Annotated in this window: 16 protein-coding genes; 8 read left to right on the top strand and 8 right to left on the bottom strand. The window is 61.5% G+C overall.

Features of this window, described 5'->3' with window-relative positions; genetic code table 11:
* Positions 1 to 24 precede the first annotated feature (24 nt).
* The 5 genes from PH551_RS07360 to PH551_RS07340 all read right to left on the bottom strand — a co-directional run bounded on the left by PH551_RS07360 (position 25) and on the right by PH551_RS07340 (position 5,218).
* Complete coding sequence (locus PH551_RS07360) at positions 25 to 804, bottom strand: SDR family oxidoreductase (RefSeq protein ID WP_285192480.1); 780 nt, start codon at positions 802 to 804, stop codon at positions 25 to 27.
* Positions 805 to 1,695, bottom strand: a complete 891-nt coding sequence (locus PH551_RS07355) for an aldose 1-epimerase (protein ID WP_285192479.1) — start codon at positions 1,693 to 1,695, stop codon at positions 805 to 807.
* Positions 1,692 to 2,642 (bottom strand): L-arabinose ABC transporter permease AraH, encoded by a 951-nt coding sequence (gene araH, locus PH551_RS07350; RefSeq protein ID WP_097597158.1) that lies wholly within the window; start codon positions 2,640 to 2,642, stop codon positions 1,692 to 1,694. The genes PH551_RS07355 and araH overlap by 4 nt, the downstream gene beginning before the upstream one ends.
* A gap of 17 nt (positions 2,643 to 2,659) precedes the next feature.
* A complete protein-coding gene (araG, locus tag PH551_RS07345; RefSeq protein WP_285192478.1) occupies positions 2,660 to 4,165 on the bottom strand; it encodes an L-arabinose ABC transporter ATP-binding protein AraG in 1,506 nt (501 codons plus the stop codon).
* 69 nt (positions 4,166 to 4,234) lie between these two features.
* On the bottom strand, positions 4,235 to 5,218 hold the full coding sequence (locus tag PH551_RS07340) for an arabinose ABC transporter substrate-binding protein (RefSeq protein WP_097597157.1): 984 nt from the start codon (positions 5,216 to 5,218) through the stop codon (positions 4,235 to 4,237).
* Between the two features lie 208 nt (positions 5,219 to 5,426).
* Between PH551_RS07340 and PH551_RS07335 the strand changes: the two genes are divergently transcribed.
* The 4 genes from PH551_RS07335 to PH551_RS07320 all read left to right on the top strand — a co-directional run bounded on the left by PH551_RS07335 (position 5,427) and on the right by PH551_RS07320 (position 8,741).
* Positions 5,427 to 6,182, top strand: a complete 756-nt coding sequence (locus PH551_RS07335) for a FadR/GntR family transcriptional regulator (RefSeq protein ID WP_483315409.1) — start codon at positions 5,427 to 5,429, stop codon at positions 6,180 to 6,182.
* A 64-nt stretch (positions 6,183 to 6,246) separates the two neighbouring features.
* The gene (dgoD, locus tag PH551_RS07330; RefSeq protein ID WP_285192476.1) at positions 6,247 to 7,395 is read left to right on the top strand and encodes a galactonate dehydratase; all 1,149 of its coding nucleotides are present in this window, start codon (positions 6,247 to 6,249) and stop codon (positions 7,393 to 7,395) included.
* Positions 7,396 to 7,490: 95 nt separating this feature from the next.
* Entirely contained in the window at positions 7,491 to 7,886 is a 396-nt protein-coding gene (locus PH551_RS07325; protein WP_285192475.1) for a DoxX family protein, read from the top strand.
* Positions 7,887 to 7,961: 75 nt separating this feature from the next.
* Positions 7,962 to 8,741 (top strand): SDR family oxidoreductase, encoded by a 780-nt coding sequence (locus PH551_RS07320; RefSeq protein WP_285192474.1) that lies wholly within the window; start codon positions 7,962 to 7,964, stop codon positions 8,739 to 8,741.
* Positions 8,742 to 8,764: 23 nt separating this feature from the next.
* Here the strand turns inward: PH551_RS07320 and PH551_RS07315 are convergent, their stop codons facing one another.
* Both PH551_RS07315 and PH551_RS07310 read right to left on the bottom strand, forming a co-directional pair.
* Positions 8,765 to 9,982 (bottom strand): adenylate/guanylate cyclase domain-containing protein, encoded by a 1,218-nt coding sequence (locus PH551_RS07315; protein WP_285192473.1) that lies wholly within the window; start codon positions 9,980 to 9,982, stop codon positions 8,765 to 8,767.
* A 64-nt stretch (positions 9,983 to 10,046) separates the two neighbouring features.
* A complete protein-coding gene (locus PH551_RS07310) occupies positions 10,047 to 11,072 on the bottom strand; it encodes a LacI family DNA-binding transcriptional regulator (protein WP_285192472.1) in 1,026 nt (341 codons plus the stop codon).
* A 92-nt stretch (positions 11,073 to 11,164) separates the two neighbouring features.
* Between PH551_RS07310 and PH551_RS07305 the strand changes: the two genes are divergently transcribed.
* From PH551_RS07305 to PH551_RS07290, 4 genes are all read left to right on the top strand, one after another.
* On the top strand, positions 11,165 to 12,349 hold the full coding sequence (locus PH551_RS07305) for a phytanoyl-CoA dioxygenase family protein (protein WP_285192471.1): 1,185 nt from the start codon (positions 11,165 to 11,167) through the stop codon (positions 12,347 to 12,349).
* A gap of 153 nt (positions 12,350 to 12,502) precedes the next feature.
* A complete protein-coding gene (locus tag PH551_RS07300) occupies positions 12,503 to 13,324 on the top strand; it encodes an SDR family oxidoreductase (RefSeq protein WP_285192470.1) in 822 nt (273 codons plus the stop codon).
* Between the two features lie 96 nt (positions 13,325 to 13,420).
* Positions 13,421 to 14,332, top strand: a complete 912-nt coding sequence (locus PH551_RS07295) for an SMP-30/gluconolactonase/LRE family protein (RefSeq protein ID WP_285192469.1) — start codon at positions 13,421 to 13,423, stop codon at positions 14,330 to 14,332.
* A gap of 280 nt (positions 14,333 to 14,612) precedes the next feature.
* On the top strand, positions 14,613 to 16,859 hold the full coding sequence (locus PH551_RS07290) for a glycoside hydrolase family 2 protein (protein ID WP_285192468.1): 2,247 nt from the start codon (positions 14,613 to 14,615) through the stop codon (positions 16,857 to 16,859).
* Between the two features lie 65 nt (positions 16,860 to 16,924).
* Here PH551_RS07290 and PH551_RS07285 read toward each other — a convergent pair.
* Positions 16,925 to 17,544, bottom strand: a 620-nt coding sequence (locus PH551_RS07285) for an ABC transporter ATP-binding protein (protein WP_285192467.1), incomplete at its 5' end; no start/stop codon positions are given.

Raw genomic sequence — 17,544 nt, 5'->3', positions numbered from 1 at the left:
AAAATCGGCGAAATAGAAAGCCTTTCAGGCGGGATGCTGCTGCACGCTGAGACCGCCGTCGATCGTCAGGCAGGTGGCGTTCATGAACGGGCATTCGTCGGAGATCATGAACACCGCCGCCATGGCGATCTCCTCAGGCGTTGCGATCCGCCCGCCGGGATGCAGCTTCATCGTCTCGGCTTTCGCTGCCTCCGGATCGGGGAAGCTGTTCCAGTAGTCGATCACCTTCTGCGTCGAGACATAGCCCGGCGCCAGCGCGTTCACCCGGATATTGCGGGACGCATACTCCAGGGCGAGGGATTTCGTCATGCCGAGCAGCGCATGTTTCGCCAGCGGATAGGGAAACGTATGCGGAATGATCGTGAAAGCGTGCGTGGAGGCAATGTTGAGGATGACGCCGTCGCCGCGCTCGATGAAGCCGGGCAGCACCGCCTTGCAGCAATTCCATGCTCCCTTGAGATTGATATCGAAGCAGCGGCTCCACTCCTCGTCGGTCGTGTGGAGCGGTTCGGCAAAGACATTGACCCCGGCATTGTTGACGAGCGCATTCAATGGCCCGATCTCGGCATTCGCCTGAGCAACCGCCTTGGCGATTGTTCCGGCATCGGTAATGTCGGCCGGCAGATAACCAACCCGGCCGCCCGTGCTGGCGAGTTCTCCCGCTGCATGCGCCAGCAGCGCTCCATCGCGATCGACGAGATAGACCGCGGCATTCTCCCTGATGAAAGCCTTGGCGATCGCAAGGCCGATACCCTGCGCAGCGCCGGTGATCAGAATATTTTTGCCCTGCAGGCGATCACCCATCTATCTTCCCTCCGGCTGAACCGGCAGCGCCGACAGATCGATCGTGACCTTGCCTGAAAGAGCCTCGCCCGGCTCAAGAGGTTTGAGCCCTCCGAAATCCGGCAGATGATGCCCATTCGGCAGGTGGCTCATCGGTTCCAGGCAGAAGAAATCTGTCCGGTCGAGCCGCATGTACAGCATGAAGCGATTGAGCGCATCATCGGCTTCCAGCGTCGCCTGGATTCCAAGTTCCGGCCAAGCGATGGCTGCCCGTCCGTTCCATCCTTCGAAGGCGTTGTTCATCCACTGCCACGGCAACAGCGCACCGGAAGTGAAATCGAATTTAGCGGGTACCGGACCAGGTGCATCAGGGAGATGGTCCGGCCGTTCGCTCCAGAAGCGGTCGGCTGCGATCGTCAATCGTGTTTCCGGCGTCCGTGTGAAGAAGGGATGCTGCCCCAGCCCGAAGGGCAGGACCGCCTCTCCCCTGTTCTCCACCGAGAGCGTCAGCGCTAGCCGATTGCCGCTGAGGCGGATCTCTTGCCGGGTGAGATAGGCATAGGGCGAGATCCTGTCGGCATCGCGCCAAAAGCGGAGCTGCGCGTGCTCGGAACTCGATTCTTCCAGCTCCCATAGGCTGATCCAGCCATCGCCATGCAGGTAGAGCGGATCGTGGCAATTTCGCTGGAAGGCATAGTTGCGTCCGCCAAAGGTCATGGCATTGCCTTCCACGCGGTTGCCGAACGGAACCATGGGAAAACTCGCGAAGGTCCCATCCTGGCCACCTGTCGAAACGAGGAAAGGCTTGCCCCGGAATGTTGCGGCGGTGATGGCCGCGCCCCGGCGGCTGATCCTGACGGAGAGATCACCGCGGCCCAGATCGATGTCGTCCCCGACATGCCCTTTGCTCATCCGCGTCGTCCCGCAGCCGAAGATCTCAAATTGTCGAGCAGCACTGCGATCAGCAGGATCAGCCCGCGCACGACATACTGATAGAATGCCTGGATATTCAGCAGATTCATAACGTTTTCGGCAATGCCCATGATTAGCACGCCGACGATGACGCCGCTCATTGCCGCCCGGCCGCCGGCAAGCGAAACGCCGCCGAGGACGCAGGCCGAGATCACCGAGAGCTCGAGCCCCGTCGCCGCATTCGGCTGGCCGGAAGTGATGCGCGAGGCGAGCAGGATGCCGGCAATGCCGCAGACAAGACCCTGCAGCGCAAAGATCCAGATGCGCATATTGACGACATTGACGCCGGCAAGCCGCGAAGCTTCGGGATTGCCGCCGATCGCCAGCGTGTTCTTACCGAAAACGGTGCGGTTGAGCACGAAGCCGAAGAAGAAGAAAAGGATGAGCATGATCCAGATCGGAGTCGGCACGGTGAGGAAACGCGACAGGGCAAGCTGATAGAAGGCGGGATCGTTGATGCCGACGGCGCGGCCATCCGACGCGATCAGCGCCAGCCCGCGCACGATCTGCATAGTCGCAAGCGTCGTGATCAGCGCATTGATGCGGAACCGGGCGATGACGATACCGTTGACCAGGCCAACGACGGCGCCGCAGAGCAGGGCTGCCAGCAACCCGACGGGAATGGAGCCTGTCGCGTTCGAGACCATCACCGCAGCCATGCCGGAGAAAGCGACGATCGATCCGACGGAAAGGTCGAAGTCCCGGGAAGCCAGGCAGAACATCATCGTGCATGCGACGATGCCGATCGTGACGACCGATTGCAGCAGCCCAAGCATGTTTCGCTCGGTCAGGAAGTTCGGAACGAAGAGCGAGACGATCACGAAGGCGGCGGCGAAAATCACCACCAGCCCCTGCTCCCCCAGAAGGATTTTTTTCAACGAAGTCATCGTCCGTGTTCCCAGTCTTACATGATGCCTGCGGCATTCTTGTCGGGGAGTGCCGCCGTCAGGATGCCGCGCTCGTCGAAATCCGGGCGGGCGACATTGGCCGCCACCCTGCCCTGACACATCACCATGATGCGATCGGAGATTCCCATGACCTCGGGCAGCTCGCTTGAGATCACCACGATCGCCATGCCGTCGGCCGCCAGCTCATAAAGGATTTCATAGATTTCCGACTTCGCCCCGACATCGATGCCGCGCGTTGGCTCATCGATCACCAGAACCTTGATGCCCTGTTCGGAAAGCCACCTGCCCAGAATGACCTTCTGCTGGTTGCCGCCCGAAAGATTGATGATGTCCTGCTTGCGCGATGGCGTGCGCACCCGCAGCCGGGCGATGAACTGATCGGCCAGCGCCGCCTCCTTCTTCGGGTTCAGAACCCCGAAGGGAGAGAAATGCCGGCGCGACGAGATCGCAATATTCTCCTCGATCGATCGCCCCTGAACGATGCCGTCGGATTTACGATCCTCCGGGCAAAGCACCATGCCGGCGTCGATCGCCGCTTTCGGATCGTTCGGCGAAACGGCGACGCTATCGATCGTCACCTGGCCCTGATGCCTTGCGTCGGCGCCGTAGAGCAGCCGCGCCATCTCGCTGCGGCCGGCGCCGATCAGGCCGAAAAAGCCGAGGATCTCCCCTCGGCGAACTGAAAAGCTGATGGGATGGCGAAGCTTGGCCCCCGAGAGGCCCGTGACCTCCAGTCGGATGTCGCCGAGCGGACGCTCGCGCCAACCCCAGATATCACTGATCTCGCGGCCGACCATCTCCGAGATGATCTGTTCACGTGTCGTGGCGGCGATCTCAGGATGATGGGCAGCAAGCTTGCCGTCGCGCAGCACCGTCAGGCTGTCGCAAAGCCGGAAGATTTCGTCGAGACGGTGCGAAACATAGAGGATGACCGCTCCCTTCGCTTTCAATCTTTCGATCAGTGAAAACAGGATTTCGCTTTCGCGCGAGGAGAGCGAGGAGGTCGGCTCATCGAGCGCGATCACCCGCGCCTCGAGCATGACGGCCTTTGCGATCTCGACCATCTGCCGCGCGCCGATCGAAAGTGAAGCGACCTTGGCCGCCGGATCGACATCGATGCCGATTTCATCGAGCTTCGACCGCACCGTCTCGATCAGGGTTTTGGCCTGGATCACCCCGCCCTTGGCGGGAAAACGCCCGAGCCAGAGATTTTCAGCCACCGTCAGCTCCGGAACGAGCTGCAGTTCCTGATGGATGACGATGACGCCGGCGTGGAAGGCGTCGCGAACCGAGGCATATTTCTGTTCCTCGCCGTCGATGAGAATATTGCCGGCGTCGGCGGCCTGATCGCCCGACAGCACGCGGATCAGCGTCGATTTGCCCGCGCCGTTCTCGCCCATCAGGCCGTGGACGGCGCCCTTCGCGACGGCAAACGAGACGTCCGACAGTGCCTGCACGCCGGGATAGCCCTTGGAGATATGTTTGAATTCGAGAAAAGCCATCATCACCCCACCGAAGGTTCCGGCGGCACGCTTACGCCGCCGCCGGAGACGTCTCATCTTGAGCGATGATCAATCGATGCCGAGTTCCTTGCGGACCTTCTCGTAATCGCCGCGTAGCGCCAGCGAACCTGACGTCAGCGTCAGCTTTTCCGGCTCTTTACCGTTGGCGATCCAGTCGTACATGTTCAGCGCCGTCTCATAGCCGTGCCGTTTCGGCGAGATGATGACTGTTCCGAAGAAGCCCGTCGCTGCCGGCTTCTTGAACTCGTTGATCGCCGATTCTGCACCGCCGATGCCGACGCCAATAACGTTTGTCGCCGGAATGCCAACCGATTCCGAAGCGCGAACGGCGCCGAGAACGGCTTCGTCGTTGAGGCCGAAAGCGACCCAATATTTGACGTCGGCATGCTTGTTGAGAACGGTGGTCGCGGCGTTGAGCGCTGCCTCGGTATCCGTCTTCGCCTGCGGCGCATCATAGATGTTCTCAGCCGGGAAACCGGCGGATTTCAGTACCGAGATCGCACCCTCGACGCGGTCGACGGCGGTCGGAAGTTGATCGTAGGAGACCCGGATCGCGCCGACATTCTTCATGTCCCAGCCGCGCTTCTTGATTTCATCGACGATCGCCTGGCCAACGGTTTCGCCGATCTTGGTGGCCGAGATACCCATATGCGGCACCTCTTCCAGCGGCTTGCCGTCGGCGCTGACGAGACGGTCATCGACCGTCATCAGTTTCAGCTGGTTGGCTTCGGCCTTGGCGACGATGCCGGGACCGAGCTTCACGTCAGGCGTGCAGATGATGAAGCCCTGAGCGCCCTGCGCGCCGAGGTTATCGATCGCCGATTGAACCTTCTCGCCGTCTTCGGCGCCGATCTTGACGACGGTGAAGCCTTTTTCCTTGGCCGCCTGGTCGGCGAATTTCCATTCGTCCTGAAACCACGGCTCTTCCGGCTGCTTGACGATGAAACCGATCTTGACGTCTGCGGAAAATGCCGAGCCGGCCGCCAGAATGGCGAAAGTGCCAGCCAAGATGGCTGCTTTGAACAAGCGCATGTCTCTCTCCCTAAACTCTGAAATCGAGCAGCTGCCTCCCAGGCAGCATCCAACGAATTATGTTAAATCATCATACCAGTCAATTGCCAATGTATGATGATTGGAATAATAGGACACTCATGGGAGCCCGATGGACCCGTCGCAAAGCGGACCGAATTCGGATAATCAGGTTCGGTTGCTGCCTGGGAGAGATTGCGGAGAGGTGAAGTTGGAATCGACCGAGGAACAGGGCCGAACGGAAAGCTCCGGTAGCGAACGCCGGCCCCGCGTACGCCGCAACGTCACGGCAGCGATCGCTCAGGACATCTGCGCAGATCGCTATCCCTCGGGCTCGCCGTTGCCCCGCGAGAACGACCTCTGCGAACTCTACGGAGTCAGCCGCACCGTGATCCGCGAATCGTTGAAAGTCCTTGAATCCAAGGGGCTCGTCCGCGGCAAGCCGCGGGTCGGGACGACCGTTTGCGACCGGGATGAATGGAACATCCTGGACGCCGAAGTGCTCGACTGGATGGGACCTTACATCAGGGACTTCGACCTGCTCGGCTGCATTCTCGAAGCGCGCCGCACTATCGAACCGGCTGCCGCCGAATATGCCGCCGAACGCGCCAGCGCCCAGGAGATCGCCGATCTTGACAGGGCCTGGCGTCAGATGCGCGACAGCGCAGGCGATCCGGAAAGCTTCACCGAAGCCGACGTGATGTTTCATACGGTGCTGCTCACCGCCAGCCACAACCAGGTGTTCCGCCGTCTGTCGAGCGCCATTCACGCAGCGCTGAAATATGCGCTGCATGCCTCCAACATCGCCGTCGAAAACCGGGAGGATGCGGTGCTCGTTCACGGCGAGCTGGTCGAGGCCTTGCGCATGCGCGACAAAACAGGCGCCAGGGAATGCGCCAATCGCATGCTCGACCTTGCGGTTCGCGACCTTGCCGCCGCCGAGAAGGCGATCGGCAGGACGAAATGATCGATCACGAGAGGCCGTGGACACGCTGTCCCATCGCAAATCCGAGAAGAGATTGAGACCTAAGATGAAGATCACCAAATTCACTACCTATATCGTTCCGCCGCGCTGGCTGTTTCTGAAGATCGAGACCGATGAGGGCATCGTCGGCTGGGGCGAACCGGTTGTCGAGGGCCGTGCGCTGACCGTCCAAGCCGCCGTCCATGAGCTGGAAGATTACCTGATCGGCAAGGATCCCTTCCTGATCGAGGACCACTGGACGGTGATGTATCGCGGCGGCTTCTATCGCGGCGGCGCGGCCCATATGAGCGCGATCTCGGGCATCGACCAGGCGCTCTGGGACATCAAGGGTAAGGCGCTCAGCCAGCCGATCCATTCCCTGCTCGGCGGTCAGCTGCGCGACCGCATCAAGGTTTACTCCTGGATCGGCGGCGACCGTCCGTCTGACGTCGCCAACAATGCCAGAGACGTGGTTTCCCGCGGCTTCAAGGCGATCAAGCTCAACGGCTGCGAGGAAATGCAGATCGTCGACACCAACGAGAAGCTGGAAAGGGCGGTCGAGACCATCGCCGCCATCCGCGAGGCGATCGGCCCGCATATCGGCATCGGCGTCGATTTCCACGGCCGCGTCCACAAACCGATGGCAAAGATTCTCGCCAAGGAGCTCGAGCCCTACAAGTTGATGTTCATCGAGGAACCGGTGCTGTCCGAAAACAAGGAAGCGCTGCGCGATATCGTCAATCATACCTCGACACCGATCGCGCTTGGTGAGCGGCTCTATTCGCGCTGGGATTTCAAGCAAGTCCTTTCCGACGGCTATGTCGACATTATCCAGCCGGATCTTTCCCACGCCGGCGGCATCACCGAATGCCGCAAGATCGCGGCGATGGCCGAAGCGTATGACGTCGCGCTGGCGCCGCATTGCCCGCTTGGCCCGATCGCGCTCGCTGCCTGTCTTCAAGTCGATGCGGTCAGCTACAATGCCTTCATCCAGGAACAGAGCCTCGGCATTCATTACAATACCGGCAACGATATCCTCGACTACATCTCCAACAAGGAGGTGTTCCAATATGCCGATGGGTTCGTTTCCATCCCTCAGGGGCCGGGCCTCGGCATCGAAGTCGACGAGGCCTATGTCATCGAGCGCGCCAAGGAGGGCCATCGCTGGCGCAACCCGATCTGGCGGCACGCCGACGGGAGCTTTGCCGAGTGGTGAGAGCATGAAGGGTCGCGCAAGCGGCCCTTTTTCATTCGCAGTGTAGGATATCAGCTATCTCCTGCGTCATAATGAAAGCTCAAGAGGAGGTTTCCATGGCCAGAGCAATCGCAATCATCGTCGCCCGCTTCATCTTCAGTTTCATCTTCTTCATGGCTGCCGGCTTCAAATTCGCCGATATCGGCGCCACGGCAAGCTACATTGCCGCCGCCGGTTTCCCGATGGCGACTTTCCTCGCCTGGGTCGCAGCCTTTTTCGAAGTCGCCTTGGCCCTTGCCTTCATATCAGGCGCTTTCTTCACCGAGGCGAGCCTGGTGGCTGGTATCTACGTGATCTTCCTTGCCTTCGCCTTCCACGGACCGTCCCATTGGCAGCAGAACCAGGCCGAATTCGGCTTCTTCGTCGATCACTTCACCTTCCTGGCCGGCCTGCTTTTCGCCGCCGTCCACGGGCCGGAAAAATGGGCGCTGCGGCAAGCGCTCCTCAGATAGCCCAGCCACCGCTGCTTCCGGAACCAACTGTCGCGCTGAACATTGCCTTTCGACAGAAGGTCAAGGAGGCAGCCCATGGAGCTTGAGGGAAAGATCGCGCTGGTGACGGGTGCCGGTTCCGGTATCGGCAAGGCGGCCGCGTTAAGGCTCGCCGCCGAGGGAGCAAGGGTCGCAGTCCTGAGCCGCACCGCCGACGAAGTCGAAAAAACCTGCGCCGAGATCACCGCCGCCGGCGGTCAGTCGATCGCCTTGACGGCCGACACCAGTGACGAAGCGCAAATGAGAGCCGCGGTGAAGAAGCTCACCGACACCTTCGGCGGCCTCGACATCGTCATTGCCAATGCGGGCATCAATGGGGTTTGGGCGCCCATCGACGACCTGAAGCCGGATGAATGGGACAAGACCATCGCCGTCAATCTGCGCGGCACCTACCTGACCCTGCACCTGACGGTTCCGCACCTGAAGCGCCGTGGCGGTTCGATCGTCGTCGTCTCCTCGATCAACGGCACCCGCACCTTTACGACGCCGGGTGCCACCGCCTACACGGCAACCAAGGCCGGCCAGGTCGCCATGGTGCAGCAGCTCGCCCTGGAACTCGGCCGGCACGGCATCCGCGTCAATGCCGTCTGCCCTGGCGAGATCGAGACGAACATCAGCTCCAATACCGACAGCCGCCGTCGCGAGGAGACGGAGGTGCCGGTCATCTGGCCGCAGGGCGATATCCCGATTGCCGGCGGAAAGGCAGGCAAAAGCGAGGATGTTGCCGAAACCATCCTCTTCCTTGCCTCCGATCGCGCCCGGCACATCACCGGCACGCCGATCTGGATCGACGGCGGCCAGGGCCTGTTGCGTTAAGCCTCGAAGGTTTCGTGAAAATGTCAGTCGTTCAGCCGGGCGCTGTCGAGCGTGTAGAGTTCCTGCGCACGCTGCACGCCGCGCAGCGCATAACGTCCGACGCAGGCAAGCGCGGCACGCTCTTCCACCGGTATGGCCGCGGCGAAATCGGAGGAGATCAGCAGGTTAAGGTCGACCGAGCGGCACATGGAGGCAATCCGGCTGACCTCGTTGACGGCGGGACCGATGACGGTGAAGTCCAGCCGGTCCTGACTGCCGATATTGCCGTAGAAGACATCGCCGATATGCAGACCGATATAGACGTCGGTCGTCGGCCGGCCGTCGGTGGCGCGTGCGGCATTCAGCTTAGTGAGTTTTTCCCGCAGTAGCGATTCCGCCCTCAGCGCCGCCCGGCAGGTCTCGGCCGGCACTTCGCCTTTGAAGATGGCGAGAACACCATCGCCGATCAGCTTCAGCACATTGCCGCCCGCCTCATGGATCGCCGAGATCGCTACCTCGCTGTAATCGTTGAGCAGCGGTATGATTTCCTCCGGCGGCACGCGATCCGAAATCTTGGTGTAGTTCAACAGATCGGAAAACCACAGCGCAGCCGAAATCCGCTCCGATTTACCGCGGCTGATCTTGCCTTCCATCACCTGCCGCGCCGCATCCTCGCCGAGATAGACTTCCGCGATGGTGCGGGCGATGCGCCCGAGCGCAATGCACTTGATCGCCAGTCCGAGAACCGGCACGAGCTTGCGCAGAATGGCGATATCGTGCTCCGAGAAACCCTCGGGATGCTTGGTTGCGAAATGCGAAAAGAAGCAATCCATCTCACCGATCGTGCCGGCTTCGCTGAAACGATGCATCATTGCTACAAAATCGGTGTTACCAGCTTCGGCGATCTTGTCGAGCATGGTGAAATCGATCGGATCGCCGAAGCCGATGCGTCGGCGGACCTCTCGCTCGTTGCCCGACCAAAGATAATAGAAGGCCGAGCGCTGCCAGGTCGCAGCCGCTTCGCGCGAGCCCGTCGGGCCATACTCGAATTCGGTTTCGATCTCTTCCACGCTGTCCCAGCGGAAGGCCCTGCCCTCATGCACGGGGTGCAGCGTGTCCATTAGCGCCATGCCGCGGTCGAGCGGCAGGCCGGCATCGCGGCAGGCCGCGCAGAAGCCGGTCATGAGCTCCGCTTCCGAAGCGCCCTTCAGTCCCTGCTCCGTAACCCAGGCCGCAATCGTGCTGACGTCGCTGTAATCCATGCCGCTCACTTTTGTCCGTTCCGAAGCTGTAGCCCGAACTCAGCGTGGAAGGAAGTCAATTGGCTCAACCGGGCGTGGGCATATTATAGGGCGTGACGATTTCGACGGAAGAAAGTGAAGCTGGAACGGCCCGCCCCGGTGCTTGTGCCCGCCTCATGATTGCCCTGAAGGCCGAGCGGGCATCGGTTCTGAGATCGTGATGCAGCACGAAGCCGATACGGCCTGCGGCAAGCAGGGCGCGGTTATCGGCATCGAGATCGTGGGCGACGAAGACGCGGACGGGACGCTCTGCCGCATCGAAGGCCGCCAGCACCGCGCGATTGCCGCCGCCGATCGAATAGACGGCATTGATGGCTGGATCAGCCGCAAGTGCTGCCGCCGCAAGCGCTCCCGTGGCGGTATCGGTGCCGTGCCCTTCGCTGATTTCGGCAATGCCGATTGCGGGATAATGGGCGCGGATGACGCGGCGAAAGCCGATTTCGCGCTCCTCCTCGCCGCGGAACCGCCCGCTCGACAGCGTCACCAGCACCTTGCCGCCGGCAGTTCCGAGGAATTCGCCGATCAGATAGGCGGCGGTCTCTCCCGCAGCCCGGTTGTCGGCGCCGGCGTAAGCGATACGGGACGAATTCGGCAGATCGGTGACCAGCGTCACCACCGGAATGCCGGCCGCATCCGCCCGCGCGACGGCCGCGGCCACCTCGGCAACGTCAGGCGCCTTGAGTACGATGCCATGCGTGCCGCGCAGCCGGATACGATCGAGAATCTGCACCAGTTCGGTCGGCTTCATCACCTCGGCAAAATGGAAACGGCAGCGGAAAACGCCGGGCAGGAAGGCCGCCATCTCGGCCTCGAAAGCGGCGCGCACTGCATCGCTGAACCGCTGCGGCGTCTCCATGACGATATCGATCGCCAGCGTTCGCCCACTGCCCATCGCGCCGGCCTGCTGTTTTTCCAGCTCGGCGATCGCCGCCCTCACCCGCATTGCCGTCTGCTGACGCACACCCGGCCGGCCGTTCAGCACCCGGTCGACGGTGGCGGTGCTCAGTCCCGCCTGGAAGGCGATGTCCTTGACGAGAAAGGGATGGGCCATGGAATCCGCTTGATGGTTTTTTGATGGATTTCTGATCTACATCACCCGGTATCGCAGCGTATAGTGCCTTCATCGAAAGAGGAGGAGCCATCATGAAGACCGACAATCAGCAGAAACTGCGCGCCGACCGAGTCTGGCTCAGCGAAGATGCCTGCGATCTCGACGATTTTCGCCGCCTTGCGGAAAAGACTACCGCGCTTGCCGATTACCCCACAGCTTCAGCCGTCGAGAAGAACGTGCTGATCTATGACAGCTGCAAGGTGACGGCGGCGGCAACCGGCGAAGGCAAACGCCTCGTGCTGGCCGAAATCTGCGAAGCCTTCGGCGAAGGCCCAGGCGTCGTCGTTTTCAAACATGCTTATCAAGACACCGGCATCATCGACCGCGCCAGCGCGATTTTCAATGCCATCATCGAGGAACAGCACCGCACCTCGACGGGCGGCGGCGATCATTTCGCCAAGCCCGGCGCCAACGATCGCATCTGGAATTCGCTGGAAAAACACTGCCTCGCCGATCCGGAAAATTTCGCCGAATATTACGGCAACGCCGTTATCGCGCTCGCAAGCGAAGCCTGGCTCGGGCCGAGCTATCAGATGACGGCGCAGGTCAACCGCGTCAATCCGGGCGGTGCGGCGCAGTCGGCCCATCGCGACTATCATCTCGGCTTCCAGTCATCGAAGGTTATCGAGCAGTTTCCGGCGCATGTTCACCGGCTCTCTCCTGTTCTGACGCTGCAGGGCGCGGTCGCGCACTGCGACATGCCGCTCGAAAGCGGTCCGACGCTCTTCCTGCCGCACAGCCAGACCTATGTACCGGGTTATCTGGCGCTGAAGCGCCAGGAGTTCCGGGATTACTTCGAGGCCAACCACGTCCAGCTGCCGCTCGAAAAAGGCGACGTCGTCTTCTTCAATCCCGCCCTCTTCCACGCCGCTGGCACCAACCGTTCGGCCGACATAAAGCGTGTCGCCAACCTCCTGCAGGTCTCCTCCGCCTTTGGACGGGCCATGGAGACCGTCAATCGCGAGAGGATGAGCGCCACGCTCTTCCCCGCCCTGAAGGCATTACAAGACCGGCTCTCGTCCGACGAAATCGCGAACGCCGTCGCCGCCTGCGCCGAAGGTTATTCCTTCCCCACCAATCTCGACCGCGACCCGCCGCTCGGCGGGCGGGCGCCGAAGACGCAGGCGCAGCTGATGCATGAGGCGCTGCGGGAAGGCTGGAGCGACGAGACCTTCAAGGTAGCGCTTGCCGAGCAGGCGCGGAAGAAGTTGAGCTGAAGTAGAAATAGAGGCCCCCTCATCCGCCTGCCGGCACCTTCTCCCCGAGGGTAGAAGGTGCCCGTAGGGCGGATGAGGGGGCCACACGGCACCAATCTAAGAGCCTCCCGCATCGCGGGAGGCATTCGCACATCATCACTAAGGAGGAATTACATGAGCACGGATCACGGCCGCCTTGACGGCAAGATCGCCATCGTCACCGGCGGCACGCAAGGCTTGGGTGCCACCATTGCCCGTCTCTTCGCCGAACGCGGCGCGGAAGGCATCATCATCTGTGGCCGCAACGAAGCCAAGGGCAAGGCGAGGGCGGCGGAGATTTCGGCTGCGACCGGCGTGAAGGTCGTTTACGTCAAGGCTGACCTCGCCAAAGTCGAGGATGCGAGCCACGTCGTCCACGCCTGCGACGAGGCCTTCGGCCGGGTCGACGCGCTGGTCAATGCCGCCGCCATTACCGATCGCGGCACCATCCTCGACACCAGCCCCGAACTCTTCGACGCCATGTTTGCCGTCAATGTGCGGGCGCCGTTTTTCCTGATGCAGGAAACAGTGAAGGTCATGCGTCGCGAAAAGATCGAAGGCACGATCGTCAATATAGGCTCGATGTCGGCTAAAGCCGGCCAGCCCTTCATCGCCGCCTACTGCGCTTCCAAGGGCGCGCTGGAAACGCTGACGAAGAACACCGCTTATGCGCTGCTGCGCAACCGCATCCGCGTCAACGGCCTCAACATCGGCTGGATGGCTTCCGAAGGCGAGGATCGCATCCAGCGCGAATATCACGATGCACCTGCCGACTGGCTGGAGAAGGCAGCGGCGAATCAGCCCTTCGGCCGGCTCGTCGATCCACACGAGGTGGCGCGCGCCTGCGCCTACCTGTCATCGGCGGAATCCGGCCTGATGACCGGCTCAGTCATCTGTTTCGATCAGTCGATCTGGGGTGCTTACGACGGCTCGCCGCATCCGGTCGCCGCTCTCTGAGAAAACCCGCGCCCTCACATTTCCCGTTGCCGCGCTCTGGTAGCTGGGAGGATTTGTCGCTAGGAGAAAGACAGCAGCATTCAGGGAGGAACTGGCGTGGCTGACAATCCGCTTTATGAGGTCCGCGATGAACGTTTCGCCGCTCTGGTTATCGGCAGCGCCGCCCTCGATGAGCTTTATTCCGGCTGCCGCTGGACGGAGGGCCCGGTCTGGTTTTCCGACCTGAACTGCCTTCTCTGGAGCGATATCCCGAACGAACGCATGATGCGCTGGACACCGGATGGGACGGTCTCCGTCTTCCGCTCGCCCTCAAACTATGTCAACGGCAATACCCGCGACAGACAGGGCCGGCTCATCTCCTGCGAACATGGCGGCCGCCGGGTCACCCGCACCGAATTCGATGGCAGCATCACCGTCCTCGCCGACAGCTACCGGGGCAGGAGATTAAATTCGCCAAATGACGTTGTCGTCCATTCGGACGGCGGGATCTGGTTCACCGATCCGACCTACGGCATTCTCTCGGACTACGAGGGCCACAAGGCCGAGCCCGAACAGCCGACCCGTAACGTCTACCGGATCGACCCGATAAGCGGCGCAATCGACGCCGTCGTCGAAGATTTCATCCAGCCGAACGGCCTTGCCTTCTCGCCCGATGAAACGAAACTCTACATCGCCGATTCCGGCTCGGGCAAACACGAAGTGCCATGCCACATCCGGGTTTTTGATGTCGTCGACGGCAGAACGCTTGCCAACAGCCGCTATTTCTGCAGCCTCGATGCCGGCCATCCCGACGGTTTTCGTTTCGATATCGGCGGAAACCTTTGGACAAGCGCGGGTGATGGTGTGCATTGCTTCTCACCCGATGGCACGCTGCTCGGCAAGATCAAGGTGCCGCAGACGGTGTCCAATCTTACCTTCGGCGGCCCTAAGAAGAACCGGCTGTTCATTACCGCGACCCGTTCGGTCTATTCGATCTATACCAAGACGAACGGCGCACAATATCCGTAGTTTATGGAGCACAACGCCGTGCGTTGGACAGGCATGCCTGACGATATCGCCGTTGTCTGATAGGACGGTGTTGGCCCGGAGCGTCATCTGCAAGGGGCGGCAGCGGTTCCGGATGACGGCCTGCACGAAAAAAGCTAAAGCGCATCGCATGAATCAGTTTTGATGCGACGCGCTGGAGCGCTCGCGCCTCATTGCATCAAGGAGGAATACCCGATGATCCGATTTTCATGCGCCAAAGGGAGCCGCACGGCTCCTGATGCTACGACCCGGAGAGCCTAAGATGCGTTCCGTCGTTTCCTTCAACGAGGGCTGGAGTTTCCACGAGGGCTTCGGCCAGCGCCTGCTCGAAAACTTCGATGCCGCCAAGCCGGTCAGCCTGCCCCACACCGCCGTCGAACTGCCCTTTAACTATTTCGATGAAAAGAGCTATCAGCGCGCCTTCACCTATCAGAAGGTGCTGCGCTGGCTGCCGGAATTTGAGGGCCGCGAGGTTTCGCTGATCTTCGACGCCGCGATGGCGGATGGCGTCGTCTATCTGAACGGCGAGGAGATCATCGCCCACAAGGACGGCTATACTCCCTTCGAGGCCCGCCTTACCGGCAGGCTGGTCAAGGGCGAAAACCTCGTGACCGTGAAAATCGACGGCAGCGAAAATCCTGCCATTCCACCCTTCGGCGGCCGCATCGATTACCTGACCTATGCCGGCATCTACCGCGACGTCTGGCTGAAGGTCACCGACCCGGTCTCGATCCGCAATCTCAAGATCGAAACATCAGACGTTCTCGCCCCTGAGAAATCCGCGACCGTCCGCGTCGATATTGCCAATCCCGAAGGCCGCAATTTCTCTGCAACGGTCACCGCCACGCTGAAGCAGGCCGACGGCGCCGTGATCGCCACCGCCGTGACCGAAACGATCGGCGAGCAAACCCGACTTTCCTTCGGCGGCCTCACCGGCATCGCGCTCTGGGACATTAGCAATCCAGCGCTCTACGAAATCTCAGTCGAAATCAGGACCGAGCACGGCTCCGACCGTCTCTCCACCCGTTTCGGCTTCCGTACCGCCGAATTCACCCCCGAAGGTTTCCGCCTCAATGGCAAGCCGCTGAAATTGCGCGGCCTCAACCGCCATCAGGCATTCCCCTATGTCGGTTACGCCGCCGGCCGTTCCGCCCAGGAACGCGACGCCGACATCATGAAGAGCGTGCTGAAGTGCAATATCGTCCGCACCTCGCATTACCCGCAGTCAAAATGGTTCCTCGACCGTTGCGATACAATTGGCCTCCTGGTCTTCGAGGAAATCCCCGGCTGGCAGCATATCGGCGATGCCGACTGGCAGAAGGAATCGATCGAGAACGTCCGCCGCATGGTTGAGCGCGACTGGAACCATCCCTCGATCATCATCTGGGGCGTGCGCATCAACGAGTCGCAGGATAGCCACGACTTCTACGTGGAGACCAACCGCTTGGCCCGTGAGCTCGACAGCACCCGCCAGACCGGCGGCGTGCGTTACATCACCGAAAGCGAGCTGCTCGAAGACGTCTACACGATGAACGACTTCATCCTCGGCAACGAGGAACTGCCGGGCTCCAACCGCCCGCGCACCGCGCTCCGCACCCAGCAGGAAAATACCGGGTTGTCACATAAGGTGCCGTACCTCATCACCGAGTTCAACGGCCATATGCACCCGACCAAGATCTACGATCAGGAACAGCGCCAGGCCGAGCATGTGCGCCGTCACCTCGAAGTGCTGAATGCCGCCTACGGCGATCCGGATATTTCCGGCGCCATCGGCTGGTGCATGTTCGATTACAATACCCACAAGGATTTCGGCTCCGGCGATCGCATTTGCTATCACGGCGTCATGGACATGTTCCGCGAACCGAAATTCGCGGCCTATGCCTATATCAGCCAATGCGATCCTTCCGAAGAGATCGTCATGAAGCCCGTTACCTTCTGGGCGCGCGGCGAGCGCAATATCGGCGGCGTGCTGCCGCTGATCATCCTGACCAATTGCGACGAGGTGGAACTGCAATATGGCGGGCTCAGCAAACGTATTGGTCCGGATCGGGAGAATTACCCGCACCTGCCGCATCCGCCTGTTGTGCTCGACCACCGGCACTTCACATCAGATGAGCTCGGCACCTGGGGGCTCGAATGGATCGACGGCACCCTCACCGGCTATATCGACGGCACGCCCGTGGCCAGCCTGAGGCTGGCGGCCGATCCCATGCCGACGACGCTGGAAATCGTGGCCGACGCCGGCACGCTGAAAGCCCGCGAACGTGACAGCACGCGTGTCATCATCCGTGCCCTCGATCAGTGCGGTAATCGCCTGCCGTTCATGAACGACAGCATTTCGCTGAAGGTCCATGGCCCGGCAAAGATCGTCGGCCCAACCAATGTGCCGCTGCAGGGCGGCACATCAGGCTTCTGGCTGGAGGCGACGGGGCTGGTGGGAGAAATCACCGTCGAAGCGGTCTCCTCACGTTTCGCGCCGGTGACCCTCAACCTAACGGCCGTCGCCTAACGCATAACCCGAGAATCGAGATGGAGCGCCCTTGGCGCGTCTTATCGGACGCACGGCGCTCCACCTTATGCGATCCGCGCCTGCGTTTCCGGATCGAAGAACACGGCCTTGTCGAGATTGAAGGCGAGGCGCGTGTGCTGGCCGGGTGCGATGCCTGCATCGGCGCGCAGGCGCGCGACGACTTCCTTGCCGCCGAGCTTGGTGACGGCGAAGGTGTCGGAACCGGCCGGTTCGACGACTTCGATCAGGCAGTCGCCTTCGGTGAGCGAGCGGGCATTGCGGTCGGCGCCGTCGGGGTCGGTCAGCGCCTCGGGGCGGATGCCGAAGATCACCTGCCGGCCGGCATAGGAGGAAAGGCCGTTGCCGGTTATCGTGACGGGAAGCCTCAGCGGGGCGGCGTTCGGCCGTTCGAGCGAGACCGCAAGGCCGCCGGCGCCGTTTTCGACCGAGGCCTTCACCAGGTTCATCGCCGGCGAGCCCATGAAGTCGGCGACGAACATGTTGGCGGGATTGTTGTAGATCTCCGCCGGCGTGCCGAACTGCTGGACGATGCCGTCCTTCATCACGGCGATGCGGGTGGCGAGCGTCATCGCCTCGATCTGGTCGTGGGTGACATAGACGATGGTCTTGCCGGTCGCCTGATGCAGCCGCTTGATCTCGATGCGCATGTCGACGCGCAGTTTCG

Origin of the sequence: Rhizobium atlanticum (assembly GCF_030182485.1) — a bacterium.
Classification (GTDB): domain Bacteria; phylum Pseudomonadota; class Alphaproteobacteria; order Rhizobiales; family Rhizobiaceae; genus Rhizobium.
The sequence above is the reverse complement of the archived record's forward strand: the minus strand, read 5'-3'. Positions and strand labels throughout refer to the sequence as shown.